The following is an 18,102-nucleotide window of genomic DNA, read 5'->3' as shown; positions in this document are numbered from 1 at the left end:
TTAGAGATTCTCACCCTAGCAATAGGGGATGAGGTTAATGTTAGGACAAAAATATGGTTCTGTAAGGGAATGACTATAGGTGCCGAAGATTAATGCACAGCGCATATCAAGCAAGGTGACACTGATATCTAACTTCAATACACTGTATGGGTAACCAAAGTTCAGCATAAGGTAAAGGCATGGCCAATTGGGAAGGGGTAAGTGAGTTTGTTGCAGTGGCAGAGCGTGAAAGCTTTACTGGTGCGGCGCAGAAGCTCGCTACGTCGGTGGCTCAAATCAGTCGTAGAGTAGCAAACCTCGAAGAACGACTCGCAGTGAAACTGCTCAATCGAACGACTCGAAAGGTGTCTCTTACAGAGGCTGGGCAACTCTATTACCAACAATGTAAGTTGTTGGTCGAAGGTTTAGAAATTGCTGAGCTTGCGGTCACGCAGATGCAATCCACACCCAAAGGCTTACTGAAAGTCACCGCGCCTGTGACTTATGGTGAGCGCCAACTCGCCCCAATACTGCATCAATTCTTAAAGCTTCACCCGCAAGTAGAGCTTGAGCTGATGCTGACCAATCAAAAGCTCGATCTTATCGATTCGGGTGTTGATGTTGCGATTCGTCTTGGCCGCTTGGAAGATTCAAGCCTTGTGGCAAAGAGGCTGTCTCAACGCCAACTTTATGTATGTGCAAGCCCTGAATATATTGAACGTTATGGCGAGCCGCATACATTATCAGAATTAAATAATCACCAATGTTTAGTCGGTGGATTTGAACATTGGCGTTTCAAAGAAAATAGACGCCCTCGCTCAGTTCGTGTTAACGGACGCATTAAGTGCAACAGTGGTTTAGCCTTGTTAGACGCAGCTAAGCAGAGCATTGGCTTGGTGCAGTTGCCTGAATACTATGTGAGTGAAGACCTTGATTCTGGTGAGTTGGTTGAGGTGCTGTCCGATTATCGAGATGACAAAGAAGGGATCTGGGCGCTTTATCCTCAGAACCGCAACTTATCTTCAAAGGTTCGCCTGCTGGTGGACTTCCTTTCTGAGCAATTGGATTAGTGTATGGCTTAAAACCTCCACCGATAAAAACGGGCTTCAGAATAGAGATTCTGAAGCCCGACGTGTTTTAGGATTAATTATCGTTTGATTACGGCTTACTAGACCGAAAATGTATTAGACGGTGAAGCGATCCACCAAGTGATACAGCTCATTTGCACGACTGTTGAGGTTTTGGCTACCTGTACGGTTTTGATTCGCGAGTTCTGCCGATTGTGAGCTTTGGTCAGAAATCACCACGATGCGTTGAGATATTTCTTGTCCTACAATATTTTGCTGTTCAGTGGCTGTCGCAATAAGCGAGTTCATGTCCATGATGGTATCAATCGACGCTTGGATCTTCGCCAGTGCTTTGGCTGCGGCATTCGCTTCTTCCACGGTTTGCGCACTTCGGTTTTGACTTGAATCCATCGCTTTCACAGCAGCATCTGAGGCAGCTTTAAGTTGCTCAATCATCTTGTGAATGTCGCCAGTGCTTTCTTGAGTACGGCTTGCCAGTTTACGAACCTCATCGGCAACCACAGCAAACCCACGACCTTGTTCGCCTGCACGTGCAGCTTCAATCGCGGCATTCAACGCGAGTAGGTTAGTTTGCTCGGCAATGTCTTGGATGACCGCCAACGAAGAGGAGATATTCTGCACATCACCTTCTAAACGAGACACGACAGTGTTGGCTTCTGATACTTCGCTCGCTAGGCCTGCCACCGAATCTGCAGCGGCGTTTACTATCTGTTGCGCTTCTTTGGCATTGCCCTCTGCAAGTTTAGCGGAATCCGCCGCTTGGCTAGCGTTGCTCGAGATCTCTTGCGCCGTTGTGGTCATTTCAGTCATCGCCGTTGCAACTTGTTCAGTCTCTTCACGTTGCCCAGTAGCAATCTCGTCGACCTGCGCAGCGCGAGAAGACATGCTAGATGTCTCGGCTACGACTTGCTGACCGACATCGCTTACGCTGCGAATGATGGTTTGAAGGCTTGCCACGAAGGCGTTGAAGTTCTCGCTGAGCTTAGTGAACTCAGGCGCTTTGAAGGTTTCCATTCGAGCGGTTAAATCGGCTTCGCCACTCGCGAATGCGCTGATTGAACGATCAAACTGCTCGAGTGGTCGCATGATTGTGCGGTTGACGGCAACGGCAAACGCAGCAACTACTAGGGCAATCAAACCACAGAATATAGCGATCGCCGTCAATGAGCTTTGTAACGCGACATTCGAGCTCTCTTTCATCTCTGCGATTACAGCATCGATGTCGTCAGTATAAAAACCTGTGCCTAGCATCAAGTCCCACTGGGGAACGAATATCGAGTAGCTCAGTTTCGGTAGAGCTTCTGATTGACCAAGTTTTGGAAAGTAGTAGGTGGTGAACTCACCAAGCTTTGAGTTCTTGATCAAGTCACGAATCAGGTAGTTGCCTTTTTTGTCTTGCAGGTCGTAGTAGTTTTTACCAATGCCATCGTTATTTTGCCCAACAACTACTCGAACGCCTTTAGAGTCGTAGCCAAAGATGTAGCCAGACTCGCCATATTCGAGAGTTCTTAATGTCGGTAAGGCTTCTTCTAATGTTGCACCTCTTTCCAAGAACGGGCTAATAGAAGATTGAGCCATTTGCAGATACGCTTTAAGTTCCTTTTCTTTCATCGCCATCATATTGCTACGCGTCGATTCTACTTGTTGTGCGGTTAGCTCGGTGCTCTTCATATACGTCACGCTCATCATCCCAATTGCCATCAGTAGCAGTGGAATAAAAGAGAGAATATAAAGGCGGTTTTTGATGGTTAGGGTCATGTCACGCTTCCTGTGTGATTGTCTCATGTAATTTTCAACACATTATTAATGTGGTTTCAAAATGTAAATGGGCTTGTTGTTTAATTGTTATCCTAGAGTGTTTTTGTTTTATAAATATGATGACGGTTAGGTTTTTGGGGTGAGAAGCCTTGCAACTAGAGGCTTAAGCGCGAAAAAGTGAGTTTGTATCGATGCTTTTGAATTCGACGCTGCTTTGTTAGAATGCGACGCTTTGTAGCACCCTGCTATGTCTATTCGTTAAGTGAGAAAGATTCATGAACAAAAGCCATGTGACTATTGGTTTAACTAACCCAAAGAGCCCGACAAACGTTGGTGCTGTTATGCGTGCGGCTGGTTGTTACCAAGTCGACGAAGTTAAATACACAGGGCAACGCTACGAAAAAGCCGCAAAATTCCACACCGATACTAAGAGTGCTGCGCGTACTATCCCGTTGACTGGTGTTGAGTCGTTTTTAGACAATCTTGATCCAGAAACTAAGATCGTTTGCGTAGAACTCGCAGAAGGTGCAACACCACTACCGCGTTTTAAACACCCAGAAAATGCCATTTATATCTTTGGCCCTGAAGACGGCTCTATTTCTCAAGATGTCGCCGACAGAGCCGATCATGTTGTGTACGTACCAACGGTTGGCTGCATGAACTTGGCTGCAACAGTTAACGTGCTGCTTTATGATCGCCTTGCTAAGTCAGATGAAATGGATGAGAGCAACGAGCTGATTAAGAAAAGCCGCGATAACCGTAATCACCTGCTGATCAAAGAAAAGTAATTCTCTGCTTCTAGTGTTATCTATCCCGTACGCAATCGGATATTATCTTGAGTTCATCATCAGATAATTGAAGGGTTAGATAACACCATGGAAGACAAGCAATTACTTGCCGCGCTACAGCAACACTCTGTCCTCGATCTCTATCAGTTATTCCAAGAAGTTGGTCAAAACTGCTCTTTGTATGCATTACTAGAGAGGTTATCTTCCCTTAAAGAACATCATCAACTGAGTACTCGTCTTAGCCCTTTTAAGCCTCATATCGAAGGATTGCTAGCTCAATTTGATAGCGCCACGCCAGATAGCGAGATCCTCAAGGCAGTCGCTCTTCAGTCTGAGATTCAGCAACGAGGCCACAGTATGAGTCGTTACATCATGACATCAGATAATCACCGCCATTTTTCCCCAAGTGCAGACCTAGTCATGTTTGGTGATTCGATCACCGAATGGGCCCCGTGGGCGGATATCTTTCGCGATGTTTCGATGGTCAACCGTGGCTTAGCGGGTGACACCACAACTGGCATGTTGCGCCGTATTGATACCACGTTGAATGTGAAGCCAAAGCTGGTGTGTTTTATGGCAGGGATAAACGATTTAGCTCAGGGTTATGATGTCGACCATATCTACCAGAACTACATTGATATGCTTAAGGTGTGGCAAGAAAATGAGATTCGCATATTGGTGCAATCAACGCTTTATGTTGGCTCTAAACTGCAAGGTTTAAATCCGTCGGTTGAACTGCTCAATAGCAAGCTAAGCGAGTACTGTACACAGCAAGGCATTGCGTTCTTAGATGTGAATTCAGTATTGTCGCCTAATAAGCTGTTGTCGAACAAGTACTCGTGTGATGATCTGCATTTGAATGCGAAGGCTTATCAAACTTGGGCTGAGATACTTCAACCTACGATAGCTGAGCTACTAAAATAGACTCACGCAAAACGCTAGCTAGACCGATAAACAGCTTAGCTAATACAAGAAAAGCCAACCCCTAGATTTGTTTCGCGAACCATAAGGACATCAATGTGAACCTAAGACAATTGGAAGTCTTTTACGCCATTATGCAGACCGGAACCGTATCTGGAGCCGCGCGCAGCTTGCATGTGTCGCAACCAAACGTGACCCGTATTTTGGCGCACACGGAGCAACAACTTGGGTTTGGCTTATTCGAACGAGTTAAAGGGCGGTTGGTGCCAACGGTTGAGGCAAAAACCTTACTGCCAGAAGCGGAAAAGGTGTATCAGCAATTGGGGCAATTTCGATCTCTGACCAACAAAGTGAAGCAAGGCCATCAGCATTTACGCATTGGTGCGCCGCCGATTTTAGCGACTAAATTACTGACTCCGGTAATCGCCCAAATGTCTCGCGAGCAAAATGGCAGTAAGCAAGAGCTCTCTTTTGAGTTGCTGACTGCAAACCGTGATGAGCTGTGTGCTGGGTTATTAAAGCATGAGCTTGATATTGCTATCGCGTTTGGCGATGAAGCACCGCCTGCGATATTAAGTGAAACGCTATTAACCGAATCACTAAAGGTTTTGGTTCCTTCCAATACGGTTGATCATTTCCCCGCGGAATTAACGTTAGATGATCTGATCAATTATCCGCTGCCAATCATCGGGCTCGATAGCCGCGATCCATTAGGCCTCCTGTTACATCAACGCCTTATTGCACGTGAGCAGCATTATCACCACCCGATATCTGTACGTGGGTATAGCGCCGCTGCGGAACTGGTCAAGCACCAAGCGGGGTTTGCGATTGTTGATCCGTGGACGGCAGAGCAATATCAAAATGACGATGCGGTCTGTGTGTTGCCGCTTCAACCAGACATCCAATTTTCGGTATCGATGCTTTGCGCAGAGCACACCCCTCAGTCGATTTCCGTTAAGCAATTTATCGCTTCATTGAAAATCCATACTCACCCTATAACTTAAGGTTATAGGCTCGCCATAAATAGGCATTCGGCAGCTTCGAAGTTCTTAATTAAAGTAAACCCATACAAGGGCTTATTAATTAGGAATACTCATGTCGATCGCTCAACCTTACCTTCTTTTTCTTGGGGATGTTACTGACCCACTCGCTGCAAAAACAGCTCGCGGTATTCATCAATGGCGACCAGAAATCTGCCTAGGTCAACTGCGTTTAACGGGTGATACCGTTTCACTGGGCTTAACGGATATGACCCTGCAAGAGGCGCAAGCGCAGGGCGCGAAGACGCTAGTGATTGGTACCGCAAATCCGGGTGGTGTTATTCCTGATTCTTGGCAGTCAACCATTATGGCCGCTGCAGAAATGGGATATGAGATTGCATCTGGCATGCACCAACGATTGAGTGAATTTTCACCGCTTGCTGACATGCAGCAACAAGGATTGACTAAGCTTCATGATGTACGCCATTTTGACGGTGTTCTTAATGTTGGTAACGGTAAGCTTCGTCAAGGTAAGCGCCTGCTTACTGTCGGGACAGATTGCTCAGTCGGCAAAATGTTTTCAGCTTTAGCTATCGAAAAGTCGCTTAAAGAGTCAGGTACATCCGCTCAGTTTAAAGCGACAGGGCAGACGGGTATTTTGATTGAAGGCAGCGGTATTGCGATTGATGCAGTGGTTGCGGATTTTATTTCAGGTGCGGTTGAAGCGATTAGCCCCGATTTTACCGACCACGAGTGGGACATCATTGAAGGGCAAGGTTCTTTATTCAACCCTTCGTTTGCAGGCGTGAGTTTGGGTCTTTTACATGGCGCACAAGCTGATGCCTTAGTGCTGTGTCATGAAGTTGGGCGACCACATATTCGTAACCTTCCTCATGCTAAATTACCAAGCATAGAACAGACGATTGAAGCCAACTTGCAAGCGGCGCGACTGACTAATCCAGACGCGAAGCTGGTGGGTATCTGCTTGAACACGTCGGCGATTAGCATTGAAGAGGCTGAGACATTGTGCCAAGAATGGACCACACTCTATCAAGTGCCAGTGACGGACCCAGTGCGCTTTGGTGTACAACACATTACTGATCATTTGCGACATTCACTTTAACGACTTCATCATTTCTACGTTTCCATTTGTTAAAGTGAACATCAACCGAGTGAAATTATGAAGATTACAGCTGAACCCATTATTATCGCGATGCAAACGCCTTTTCGCATCTCTCGTGGCAGTCGAACTGAGTGTCACGTTGTTCGTGTTTACATTGAACATGGTGGCAAACGAGCTCAGGGCGAATGCACGCCTTACCCACGATACGGCGAGTCATCGGAGTCTGTGTTAGCGCAAATCCAACAAGCGTCTAGCGCACTTGAAGCTATGTTTGAACGAGGCGTTACTGATCCGGCAGAGCTAAGAGATCATCTTCAGTCTTTATTGACCGGAGGGGCAGCGCGCAATGCGGTCGATTGTGCGCTTTGGGATTTTGAAGCTCAGCAGAACGACCAGACGTTTCCGAATAGCTTGTTTGAGTTGCCTGCTCAAATCGTGACTGCAATGACAGTCTCGATTGGCACGCCAGAAGCCATGGCGACTCAGGCTCGAGACTATGTCGCGAATGGTGCGAAACTTCTGAAAGTGAAGCTTGACGGCGAGCAGGTGGTAGAGCGTGTTCGCGCGGTACGAGAAGCTGCGGCAGATGTTCAAATTGTATTGGATGCGAATGAAGCGTGGACAGGATTGAATCTCGAAGAGTTGTTCAATCAACTGGTAGAATTTGATATTGCGATGATCGAGCAGCCGTTACCCCAACAGCACGATGCCTCATTGGCGCACATCAAGCACCCGATACCACTGTGTGCTGATGAAAGCTGTCATACCACTTCGCAACTTTCATCTTTGTTAGGCAAATATGAAATGGTCAACATCAAGCTCGATAAAACAGGTGGTTTGACCGAAGCATTGGTACTTGCTGAAGAAGCTCAAAGGCTAGAATTTACGCTGATGTCGGGTTGTATGCTCGGTACATCGCTGGCGATGCGTGCAGCTCTGCCTATCGCCGTTCAATCTGAAATCGTCGACCTCGATGGCCCAGTCTTACTTGGTCAAGATGTAGCACCATCACTGACTTATCGAGATGGGATGATTGTTCTTTAAGTTCCTAACAAATTAGCTAGGAATCTCTCCATACAAAAATCGCATAAGCGTTAACTTATGCGATTTTTTGTTTGTACCGTTTTACAGAGATAAGTAAACCATACTGCAACTACTCACTTGCTTCATTGAGTGGGGTGTACTGAACTGCTAAATACAACCCGCCTAGAAAATGCAGTGCTTGGCAAAATCGCCCGCTTCATTAGCCGTCCAGTCACCTTTAGGCTTTTCTTTCATATCCGCACACCAAGCTTCACTGCCAACCTCGGTACAAGCCATTAATTGAGTAGCAAGGAAAAGTATCAACGCGATTTTCTTCATAATAAACATTCCGTTGTGGTCTAAATTTCTGCTTATAACTGTATCAAATACCACAAGTGATTGTTATAGCTGCTAAGAACTTAAGGGCGTTAGTAATGATGTGGGGTTGAGCTGAATTCGAGAGACGGTAAAGAAGGGAAGGTTTGCTTGGCTTTAAGATCGAAAAAGCCAGCAACATGTGCTGGCTTTGAAATTCTTAATAAGTGTCTATTCGTTATTTCGCTTTAACTACTTATCGATTTATACCAATTTCATCTCTTGGATGATGTCCGAAGCAATCTCTGGCTTCGTGCTTGTTGGTTTCTCGTGTAGGTCGGCTTTCAATTGTCCCTTACGGTTACTTAGGCCCGCTTCAAGTTTCTTAAGTGCTGCAGCGATAGCTGGGTACATAACATCGTCTGTCGATTTTGCTGTTACTCGTACACCTTCGTAGTTGGTGAATACTTCAACCTGATGTTGACCGTGTTCTTTAGTAATGATGATGTCGCAACTGATCAGTGATGGGAAATGGTTAGATATCTTCTCGAATTTACCTTCGATGTCTTTGCGTGACTCGTCGTTAATTGATACATGATGTGTTTGAACATTTATTTTCATAAATCATACCTTTCCAATGACTGTGTCATTTAAACGTAGCAAACATCGCATAGATTAACCAACTGAGAATTAGCACATGTGTGATTGACTTCAGTGTTATCAAATATTCTCTTGTTACTCCCTTGAAAGTCCGATGAACTGATCGCATATTATGTTTCGTGTTTTAAAGACATGTTCAAAAAAACTCCATCCTTGATAATTTGCGCTAACCTACAGCGAATTCCCAGTGAATCTCTCTTTATCGGTTTTATAATTCCGAACTTGTCACTCCATTGATTTTCTTTCCAGCTCACTCACTTTTTTTTCTTTGATTAAAAACTCAGCTTAAGTTACTAATTTATAGACACTCAACTGCCCACTCCATATTGAAGTGAAACTCTCCTGCTGTGAGTTGAGACTCGGGTATGGTAATGCGTGCTCGAATATCGACTTCTTTATTGGATGCCAGTTGATCGACAGGAAATTCGACGCCCTGACGCCAATAATTAATGTCACCTTCATAGCGAACCGGCGTTTCGACTTTGAATCGCACAAGTTCTGAAATGCGAGACTCATCAATTGAGCCTAGATCAATATGTTGCAGTTTGAGCAACAATCGAGAATCTTTGCGATTGGACTCAAGCTTAAGCGTTATCGCTCGGCCATCGTATTCTCGGCCACTGAATTTAAGCCGTTTAAGCGTATTAAAACCATCAAAGCCATTAAGATTGATGCAGAAATGCTGGAGCTGTTAGGCAGTGAAGATGGCAACACGGCGATGATCAAAGTGAGCTGGGATGAGAAGGGAATGAAGGTCTATAAGGATGGCTACTTAGCGGATTATGAGTACGGGATTGCCCCTCATGAGATGCAAGAAAACTACGAATTAGCACCTAAGTAACTCGATTCGATTGCAGAAAAGCGCCTTACTTATTAGTGGGCGCTTTTCTTTTGCTCACCAAAGCATGACGAAACTCACACTTTTCTGACAATTAATGACTTGTTGTGCTAGTATGCGCCGCTTGTCTTTGTAATTGATAAAAAACGCATTACCCAAACAGTCTTTTTCTGTTTATCTGCTTGTAATGACCTCATTCAGTTTGGCCTGACTTGGCCGAACATCTGCATTTTGCTCGGACGCAAAGAGAGTAGTTCTCACTACTTCACTATGTACATTTGAGAGCACCATCTATCAAAGGCCTTTTAGAAACAGCCTAGTTAGCGTGAACTATGTTCTGCGTGAAGGGTTTCGTTTTTCCAAAAATCCCTCTCGGCGGCTAAGTGAACCTTAGTTGCTGACAAATAAGGAGTCTATATGACGACTACGGTATCCACATCCGTACCTACATCTCAAGCTGGTAACACAGCGCCGACAGAGAAAGAAGTAAACCACCCGTTTCTCTCTTTGGTTATCATGGTGATCGTTGCTGCAATCGCAACTTACTTCATCCCTGCTGGTGAATTCGAGCGAGTGGTCATGAATGGCCGCACGGTTATCGACCCAGACAGCTACACACAATTGACCAGCAACCCAACAACATTAGCCTCTTTTTTCGAATCATTTTTTAAAGGCTTCAAATCCGCTTCTGGCGTGATGGGCGTTGTGGTATTTGTGGGTGGTGCTTTTGGCATTATCAAACACATGGGTCTGTTAGACGCATCCGTTGTTGCACTAACTACTAAGCTAAAGAAGCAAGGCTTATACGTGATTGCGCCTGTGATCATGACGGCGATCTTCTTCAACGTTACCTTCACCGGTATGCGTGAACTTGATGTCATTTTCATCTCTTTGATGATCCCGATCTGTATCAAGCTTGGCTATGACGCGATTACGGCACTTGGCGTTGTTTTACTGGCAAGTTGTGCCGGTTTCGCGGCCGCTTTGGCTAACCCATTCTTTACGGGTATTGCACACACTATCGCTGAACTGCCTATGTATTCAGGCATGTGGTACCGCTTTATTGTTGGTATGTTCATGTTGTTAACGGGTGCATGGTATGTGCTTAACTACGCGCGCAAAGTTAAGCAAGATCCGACCAAAGGCTTGTTACACGGCACGGGTTACCACTATGAATCAAATGTTGAAGCGAAAACACTGACCACACGTGAAAAGCTTGCGGGCATCGCGTTCTTGGGCGTATTCGCATACATGATCTTCGGCACGTTGACGATGGGGTTCGGCTTCACCGAGATTGCGGGTGCATTCGTGGCGATGGCTATTATTCCGGGTTTGGTGGCGGGTTTATCTCCGAACAAGATCTGTGAGTATTGGACCAAAGGTGTTAGCGACGTATTGATCGCGGTACTGATCATCTTTTTTGCTCGTTCAGTGCTAACCATTATGGAAGACGCGAAGATTGTTGATTCTATTATCTTCTATCTTGCACAGATCATTTCTGGTAGCTCTAAACTTGTGGCAGCAGCAGGGATCTACTTCTCGCAGGCTGCGATCAACCTGTTCATTCCATCGGGCAGTGGCCAAGCGGTGATCACCATGCCAATCATTATTCCGTTGGCAGATATTGGTGAAGTGACTCGTCAAGTGGCGGCACTGGCTTCTCAATTGGGTGATGGTATTTCTAACTATATTTACCCAACCAATGGTGGCTTGTTGGCGGTATTGGCTATAGCAAAAGTACCTTACACCAAGTGGATTCGTTTCTTCTTACCACTGTTCTTGTTCTGGTCGGTAGGCGCTTTGGTTTCTGTTGTGATTGCTCAAATGATTGAGTTAGGGCCTTTCTAAGGTTTCTGTTTAATCGAATACATGGACAGTTAAGGCTTAACTGAAGCTGTGTGAGTAAATAAGAAGGCAGCGAATTCGCTGCCTTTTTTCGTTTAAAGAAAAGCTATTCCCACGTTAAAGGTTACTCTTCAAATTGGTAAGAAGAGGGCACCACAATCACGCCTTGTTTTGATATGTGGAAGCGTTTCGCATCGGCAAGGCCATCAAGACCGATCTGGGTTCCGTCAGGCACCTTAACGTTCTTGTCGATGATGCAGTTTTGTATGTGGCAATTTTTTCCAATCTCAACATCTTCAAACAGAATACTATCAATCACAATCGCGGCATTGCTGACTTTCACTTTAGGGAAGAAGATAGAGTTTTGCGCCGAGCCGCCTTCAATTACAACGCCATTCGCTATCATCGAGTTGATGAATATTCCTTGGTTACCTTCAACCGAAGCAATGGTTCGTGCGGGTGGCAGCTGCGGTTCGTAAGTACGAATTGCCCAATCAGGTTGATATAAATCGATAGGCGAAGCTGGCTTTAACAGATCCATATTCGATTGGTAATAAGAGTCGATAGTACCAACATCTCTCCAGTAAGCATCTTGGGTTACGCGACCTTCTTCGTCACCAAACTTATACGCGTAAACACTGTTGTTGCCGACTAACTTGGGAATGATGTCTTTACCGAAATCGTGGCTTGAGTCTGGATCTTCTGCGTCTGCCAATAATGCCTGTGTCAGTACTTCTTTATCAAAGACGTAAATACCCATTGAAGCCATGCTTCGAGTTGGCCTTCCAGGTACACATGCAGGGTAACGTGGCTTTTCGGTAAAGTTATTGATTTGTAGGGACTCATCTATCTCCATCACACCAAACTCTTTGGCTTCGTCAATCGAAACCTCCATGCACGCCACGGTTAGGTCGGCCTCGTTCTTTTTGTGCTGCTTGAGCATTGGCGCGTAATCCATGCGATAGATATGGTCGCCAGATAACACCACCACATGCTTGGCTTCACTGCGAGACAGCAGATACAAGTTTTGATAAATCGCATCGGCAGTACCGCTGTACCAGCTATCACCGGTTCGCATTTGTGGGGGAACATTGGTGATGTATTCGCCGAGCTCGGGGTTAAGCACCGACCAACCATCACGTAAGTGTTTTTGCAAAGAGTGAGACTTGTACTGAGTTAGCACCAGAATTTGGCGAAGTCCGGAGTGCAGGCAGTTCGCGAGTGTGAAATCGATGATTCGATATTTGCCACCAAAAGGTACCGCAGGTTTTGCACGGTTATCGGTGAGGGGAGAAAGCCGAGAGCCAACACCGCCGGCCAGAACGATTGTTAGAGTGTCTTGCATAGTCAGAACCTCAATGTATTTATGATTATTAACATAGACTTGCAAGCACTAAGCCAAATGTAACTCATTGAATATTATACGAGGCGAGATTGATTCTTGTTGTTCTGCACCAAAATGATGCGCGTGAGATATTGGCTTGCTCTATTTTGATCCAAAAAAGATCCGAATAGAGTGAATTGTTTGGATTAACAAAATGACGCACGGAAAAGCTGCATTACAAAACTGTCAATAAAATGAAGGAATAAAGTGATCGGCTCGATATAAATTTACATAAATAATCACAACTTTTCACAAATTGATTTCCATCAATAAAGTAGGGTTATTGTATGTTACCTTGCACGCAAAATAAGAAATGATTATTCATTCACCAAGTAAAGAAAGCCCTACAAAGGAAATTATAATGAAAAAAACAGTATGTGGTATTGCGGTTATTGCGGCTCTTATGTCAACCAATGTTCTTGCTCATAAAGAAGGTGATTTCATCATCCGTGCAGGTGCAGCAATGGTATCTCCAAACGACAGCAGTGGTGATGTACTAAACTCACCAGGTTCTGAGCTATCTGTAGATTCAAATACTCAACTTGGCCTAACATTTGGCTATATGTTCACTGATAACGTTAGTTTAGAAATTCTTGCAGCAACACCATTTTCACATACGGTATCTACTGATTTACTTGGACTAGGTGATATTGCAGATGTTAAACACCTTCCGCCTACACTTATGGTTCAGTACTACTTTGGTGAAGCGAACAGTGAAATTCGCCCTTATGTAGGTGCAGGTATTAACTACACGTTCTTCTTTGATGAAAAATTTAACGGAACTGGTAAAGACGCTCAACTACGTGATTTGTCTCTTGATGACTCTTGGGGGCTTGCAGCAAATATTGGCGTGGATTACATGATCAATGAAGACTGGTTTCTGAACGCATCGGTTTGGTATGCAGATATAGATACAACTGCAAAGTATAAAGATACAGCGGGTAACCAGTACTCAACAGACGTTGATATCGACCCATGGGTATTCATGATCGGTGGTGGTTACAACTTCTAATCTCCCTATTCAGTTTACTAAAGGCGCTCAAGCACCAGCCAGCTTGTGCGCCTTTTTTTGTGTGCTTGTTAATGAAATGCTCATTCTAACCTTCTGTTGTTATGGGTAAAAGAAACCGATTGTCGTCACCTATTGTTAACAAAAGGGAAAGATAACTGTCATAAGCGGCCTCTATGATCGCGATTCAAATTATGGAGGATATATGAATCGTAAATTTAATAAGCTGACACTATTACTGCCTATCGCCGTAAGTTCTGCTCTAGTTGGGTGTTCTCAATCAACTTCAACATCACGAACGACTGCTACGCCATCTCAAACATCACTTGATGCTTTTAGCCTTCAATGCCAATCCATCGAGCAGCCAAGCGCTTCCAATACTGAGGTAACTGGAATCAGCCTAGTTGGCCGTTCAATCGCCGACGCTCCGTTTGATACGTCTGCAGCCGAAATCGTCAGCTACGATTCATGTACCGATAAGCTTTATGTGGTTAACGCTCAAGCTCAGAAAGTCGATGTGTTGTCGATGAACGCTGATAGCGCACCGACATCTGAGGGTTCTATCGACCTTCAATCAGCCGCTACAGCTTCTGGGATTGATATTGGTGCAGCGAACAGCGTGTCGACTCATCAAGGATTAGTTGCGGTCGTGATTGAGAATGCGGACAAGCAACAAAATGGCATTATTGCTCTGTATCGCTCAGACACACTAGAGCTGATCACCACTTACACAGCTGGCGCACTGCCAGACATGGTGAGCTTCTCGAAAGATGGTCGCTACATTGCTTCTGCAAATGAAGGTGAGCCGAATGCGGATTACAGCATTGATCCTGAAGGTTCGGTGACATTGGTGGATTTAGCGAATGGGCCGATGCAAGCGAAGGTCACTCAGATTAATTTCAAGGCATTTAACCAAGGTCAGCCTCGTCACCAGGAATTAACCGATAAGGTTCGAATTTCAGCTCCGGATGCGACCGTTGCGCAAGACCTAGAGCCTGAATACCTAACGTTTACTGACAACGGCAAACTCTACGTTGCCCTGCAAGAGAACAACGCACTAGCAGCGATTGATGTCGCAACTGCAGAGGTGGATGCGATTCTTGGTTTAGGCGGCAAACCTTGGGATAGCGCGCAATTGGATGCGTCGAATAAAGACAAAAATATCGGCAACCTACAAAGCTACGCGATGTTAGAAGGGCTTTACATGCCAGACAGCATCACCAGCTACAGTGTCGATGGCAATACCTACATCGTGACGGCGAACGAAGGTGACGGCCGCGAGTATGGCATCAAGACAACGCATAAAGAGTGTGACGATAAAGGCTTTGAGTGGGATGGCGATGACTATAAAGGCACCGAAAACTACACCACAGAGAAAGACTTTTGTATCGCGCATGTCGATGAAGTACGCGGCAAGAAGTTAGACGTTGACGCTAACCACCCATTAGCAGGCGCATTGAAAGACAACAAGCAACTTGCACGTCTTAAAGTGATTAAGCCACAAGGGACACTCGCTGCTGACCAAAAGGTTCAAGCATTCGGCAGCCGCTCGTTCTCTATCTGGGATGAGTCAGGCGAGCTAGTGTTTGATAGCGGCGATGATTTTGCTCGAATCGTACTTGAGCAAGATCCTGCAAACTTCAACAGCACCAATGATAACAACCAAAGCGGTGACGATCGTAGTGATGATAAAGGCGTAGAACCTGAAGCGATCGAAGTGGCGGAGATCAACGGCAAGCACTATGCCTTTATTGGACTTGAGCGCCAAGGTGGCATCATGGTTTACGACGTAACACAGCCTAAAAACGCAAGTTTCATCAGCTACTTGAACAACCGAGACTTCACACAACCAGTGTGCACTAAGGTTGATGAAGACGGTGATTGCGACAACGATACTTACAACTTTAAAGCGGGTGACCTAGGTCCTGAATCAATTAAGTATTTTACGCGTTCAGGTAGCCACTTTATCGCTGTCGGCAATGAAGTGAGCGGTAGCACATCAGTTTACCGCGTTGAGTTCTAATCTCGCTTACTGCTAGCAATTAGATTGAATCAAAATAAAAGCGCCACAACTTGTTAAGTCGTGGCGCTTTTTTAGTTCATCGCTGATTTAGTCGCGATAGCAAAGGCCTATGGCTGTTGCTTAGTTGGTGCTAGAGCAATTTCACGGATACAAACGTTCTGTGGTTGCTGGTAAGCGAATGATACAGCGCGAGCAATATCGTCAGCTGCCAATACGCCGCCCATGTCTTCTTTCCAAGAATCGTAACCGTCTTTGATCTCTTGAGAGGTTGTGTGAGACAGAAGTTCAGTTTCTACAGCTCCCGGTGCGATAGTCGTAACACGAACGTTTGAAGCGGCCACTTCTTCACGAACGTTTTCAGAAATAGCGTGTACCGCGAACTTAGTACCACAGTAAGCTGCGTGGCTTGGGAATGTTTTTTTACCTGCGATAGAGCTGATGTTGATGATAGTACCTGTGTTGCGTTCCATCATCGGAGCAAGTACAGATTGCATGCCGTTTAGAAGACCAATTACGTTTACATCGAACATTGTCTTCCACTCTTGTGCGTCTTGCGTATCGATTTGACCAAGAAGCATTGCACCAGCGTTGTTGATAAGTGCATCTACAGGGCCAAATTTCTCTTCACCTTGTGCGATAGCTGCATCAAAAGACGCTTTGTCTGTTACGTCTACTTTCACAGATAGAGAGTTTGGTAGGTTCAGCGCTTCAAGGCGGTCAATACGACGAGCTAAAAGTAGCAGAGGGTGACCTTCATCGCTTAGACGACGAGCGATTGCTTCACCAATACCAGAGCTTGCACCTGTAATTACGATTAGTTTTTTCATTTTATTTCCTCTGTACTTTTATTGCGTCGGTTGGCTACGACGTATTGTTTAAGTGCATTCGAATCAAGTGTTTGTTGTCTTGCTTCGTTGCGATGGAGGTATATTAAGGAAAATAACATTGTTGATATATAGTGCTTTACTTGAAACACTGTTGCTGTGATGCAACAATAAAGCGTCTATCTCATAACTCCATTAGTAAGCTGGCGACTATGCTTAATCAAATTAACCTGTCTGATATTCGTTCTTTCGTGCTGATCGCTCGTTTAGGTAATTTCACCAAAGCGGCTGAGGAGTTGGATGTGTCTCGTTCCCACGTATCACGCCAAGTGAGTAGCCTAGAAAAACAGATGGGAGTGACCCTGTTTATCCGCACCACTCGAACTTTAAGGCTGACGCACGCGGGGCAAGATCTGTACGCGAGATGTGAACAAGCCTTAGATAATATAGACCAAGCCTTGATTGCTGCGGTGGACGATGTCGAAGAGGTGCGCGGCGATATAAAAGTAAACTGTGTTGGCGGTTATTTAGGCGAAGTGATCATCGCGGATCTGGTCAATGAGTTTATGCAGCTCTACCCAGATATCAGCATCAGCCTTGATTTCAGTAGTAACCGAGTCGACTTGATTGAAGACGCTTTCGATATCGCTTTTCGTATGGGGAGCCTTGAAGATGCGGGCTTTATTGCGAGGAAGCTATTGGACATAGAGATGGGAACACTCGCGAGCCCAGAGTATTTTGCTCGCAAAGGAAAGCCTAACCACCCTAAAGAGTTGATTCATCACGACTGCTTAACTGGCTCGGTGCGTAAATGGAGTTTTCAAGCGCTTGATGACACCAAGAAAACACTCGATGTTCATGTGACGGGCAGACTGCAATGTAAAAATGGGCGAGTGTTGGTGCAGGGCGCTAAGTCGGGAAATGGGATTATTCGTGTTCCAACCATCTATTGCTTGCAAGAGATCAATGATGGGCAATTGGAGCAGGTGTTTAATGAGTGGATAGTGCCGAAAGTGGACTTTTCAGCGATCTATCATCGAGACCGCTATCAACCGAGCCGAATTCGAACCTTCATTGATTTTGTGAAAGGCCGTTTTGAGCAAATGCCAGTCAGCTAAATAGTGCGTGCTGTCCATTATTTGGAATAGAGCGGATTAGCGTGGGCTTACATCTCGTCGATTTCGTTTTGTAGGTTTTCCAACTGCTCTAGAATCAACAAAAACTTCTCGCCGAACGGCGTCACTTGGTATTCAACTCTTGGTGGAAGTTCGTTGAACATCTGCTTATCCAAAATCCCAAACTCCACATTTCGCTTCAAGCATTCATTCAATACCTTGGTTGATAACCCTTCGACTGAGCGCACCATTTCACCAGGGCGATTAATGCCATTTGCCAGTAATTGGTAAACCGTTAGCGACCATTTACAGCCGTAGATGGTTTCTACCATGCGAGCTGAGCGCTCTGGTGCTGATTTTCTTGAAAAAAAGTTTTCCTGATTTTTCATAAAGATGTACCAATAAGTACCTACCTAACCGATTTGTACT

The 18,102-nt window shown here is 45.3% G+C and carries 17 protein-coding genes and 1 pseudogene; 11 read left to right on the top strand and 7 right to left on the bottom strand.

Annotated features, from left to right (window positions below):
* The first annotated feature begins 179 nt into the window (after positions 1–179).
* Positions 180–1,049, top strand: coding sequence for a LysR family transcriptional regulator (locus tag AB4375_RS16870; RefSeq protein ID WP_017064933.1), 870 nt, complete (start codon positions 180–182; stop codon positions 1,047–1,049).
* Positions 1,050–1,163: 114 nt separating this feature from the next.
* Here the strand turns inward: AB4375_RS16870 and AB4375_RS16865 are convergent, their stop codons facing one another.
* A complete protein-coding gene (locus AB4375_RS16865) occupies positions 1,164–2,825 on the bottom strand; it encodes a methyl-accepting chemotaxis protein (RefSeq protein WP_017064932.1) in 1,662 nt (553 codons plus the stop codon).
* Between the two features lie 275 nt (positions 2,826–3,100).
* Here AB4375_RS16865 and AB4375_RS16860 point away from each other — a divergent pair, with 275 nt between their 5' ends.
* The 5 genes from AB4375_RS16860 to dgcA all read left to right on the top strand — a co-directional run bounded on the left by AB4375_RS16860 (position 3,101) and on the right by dgcA (position 7,681).
* On the top strand, positions 3,101–3,613 hold the full coding sequence (locus AB4375_RS16860; RefSeq protein ID WP_017061674.1) for an RNA methyltransferase: 513 nt from the start codon (positions 3,101–3,103) through the stop codon (positions 3,611–3,613).
* Between the two features lie 87 nt (positions 3,614–3,700).
* Entirely contained in the window at positions 3,701–4,537 is an 837-nt protein-coding gene (locus AB4375_RS16855; RefSeq protein WP_017069800.1) for an SGNH/GDSL hydrolase family protein, read from the top strand.
* Between the two features lie 95 nt (positions 4,538–4,632).
* Positions 4,633–5,538 carry a LysR family transcriptional regulator gene (locus tag AB4375_RS16850; RefSeq protein WP_102393446.1) on the top strand — a complete coding sequence of 302 codons (906 nt, stop codon included), beginning with the start codon at positions 4,633–4,635 and terminating at the stop codon, positions 5,536–5,538.
* Between the two features lie 91 nt (positions 5,539–5,629).
* Entirely contained in the window at positions 5,630–6,637 is a 1,008-nt protein-coding gene (gene dgcN / locus AB4375_RS16845; protein ID WP_372052074.1) for an N-acetyltransferase DgcN, read from the top strand.
* 57 nt (positions 6,638–6,694) lie between these two features.
* A complete protein-coding gene (gene dgcA, locus AB4375_RS16840) occupies positions 6,695–7,681 on the top strand; it encodes an N-acetyl-D-Glu racemase DgcA (RefSeq protein WP_372052073.1) in 987 nt (328 codons plus the stop codon).
* A gap of 162 nt (positions 7,682–7,843) precedes the next feature.
* Here the strand turns inward: dgcA and AB4375_RS16835 are convergent, their stop codons facing one another.
* From AB4375_RS16835 to AB4375_RS16825, 3 genes are all read right to left on the bottom strand, one after another.
* A complete protein-coding gene (locus AB4375_RS16835) occupies positions 7,844–7,999 on the bottom strand; it encodes a DUF3012 domain-containing protein (RefSeq protein WP_017061679.1) in 156 nt (51 codons plus the stop codon).
* A gap of 240 nt (positions 8,000–8,239) precedes the next feature.
* Positions 8,240–8,596, bottom strand: coding sequence for a ribosome hibernation-promoting factor, HPF/YfiA family (hpf, locus tag AB4375_RS16830; RefSeq protein WP_017061680.1), 357 nt, complete (start codon positions 8,594–8,596; stop codon positions 8,240–8,242).
* A gap of 337 nt (positions 8,597–8,933) precedes the next feature.
* A complete protein-coding gene (locus tag AB4375_RS16825; RefSeq protein WP_229648214.1) occupies positions 8,934–9,191 on the bottom strand; it encodes a hypothetical protein in 258 nt (85 codons plus the stop codon).
* 57 nt (positions 9,192–9,248) lie between these two features.
* On the opposite strand from AB4375_RS16825, the pseudogene AB4375_RS16820 reads away from it, so the two are divergent.
* Positions 9,249–9,476: pseudogene (locus AB4375_RS16820) on the top strand (hypothetical protein); the annotation flags it as partial.
* Positions 9,477–9,890: 414 nt separating this feature from the next.
* Positions 9,891–11,321 (top strand): YfcC family protein, encoded by a 1,431-nt coding sequence (locus tag AB4375_RS16815; RefSeq protein WP_372052072.1) that lies wholly within the window; start codon positions 9,891–9,893, stop codon positions 11,319–11,321.
* Between the two features lie 121 nt (positions 11,322–11,442).
* Here the strand turns inward: AB4375_RS16815 and glgC are convergent, their stop codons facing one another.
* On the bottom strand, positions 11,443–12,663 hold the full coding sequence (glgC, locus tag AB4375_RS16810; RefSeq protein WP_372052071.1) for a glucose-1-phosphate adenylyltransferase: 1,221 nt from the start codon (positions 12,661–12,663) through the stop codon (positions 11,443–11,445).
* A 400-nt stretch (positions 12,664–13,063) separates the two neighbouring features.
* On the opposite strand from glgC, the gene ompW reads away from it, so the two are divergent.
* Positions 13,064–13,714, top strand: coding sequence for an outer membrane protein OmpW (ompW, locus tag AB4375_RS16805; RefSeq protein WP_372052070.1), 651 nt, complete (start codon positions 13,064–13,066; stop codon positions 13,712–13,714).
* 202 nt (positions 13,715–13,916) lie between these two features.
* Complete coding sequence (locus tag AB4375_RS16800) at positions 13,917–15,734, top strand: choice-of-anchor I family protein (RefSeq protein ID WP_372052069.1); 1,818 nt, start codon at positions 13,917–13,919, stop codon at positions 15,732–15,734.
* Positions 15,735–15,841: 107 nt separating this feature from the next.
* On the opposite strand, the gene AB4375_RS16795 is transcribed toward AB4375_RS16800, so the two are convergent.
* Positions 15,842–16,561 (bottom strand): SDR family oxidoreductase, encoded by a 720-nt coding sequence (locus tag AB4375_RS16795; protein ID WP_008216572.1) that lies wholly within the window; start codon positions 16,559–16,561, stop codon positions 15,842–15,844.
* 209 nt (positions 16,562–16,770) lie between these two features.
* On the opposite strand from AB4375_RS16795, the gene AB4375_RS16790 reads away from it, so the two are divergent.
* Positions 16,771–17,676: a LysR substrate-binding domain-containing protein gene (locus tag AB4375_RS16790; protein ID WP_372052068.1), complete on the top strand. Its 906-nt coding sequence runs from the start codon at positions 16,771–16,773 to the stop codon at positions 17,674–17,676.
* A gap of 47 nt (positions 17,677–17,723) precedes the next feature.
* Here the strand turns inward: AB4375_RS16790 and AB4375_RS16785 are convergent, their stop codons facing one another.
* Positions 17,724–18,062, bottom strand: a complete 339-nt coding sequence (locus tag AB4375_RS16785; protein WP_017103534.1) for a helix-turn-helix domain-containing protein — start codon at positions 18,060–18,062, stop codon at positions 17,724–17,726.
* Positions 18,063–18,102 lie beyond the last annotated feature (40 nt).

The sequence above is a fragment of the Vibrio sp. 10N.261.51.C6 genome, from assembly GCF_041471785.1.
Taxonomy (GTDB): domain Bacteria; phylum Pseudomonadota; class Gammaproteobacteria; order Enterobacterales; family Vibrionaceae; genus Vibrio; species Vibrio crassostreae_C.
The sequence above is the reverse complement of the archived record's forward strand: the minus strand, read 5'-3'. Positions and strand labels throughout refer to the sequence as shown.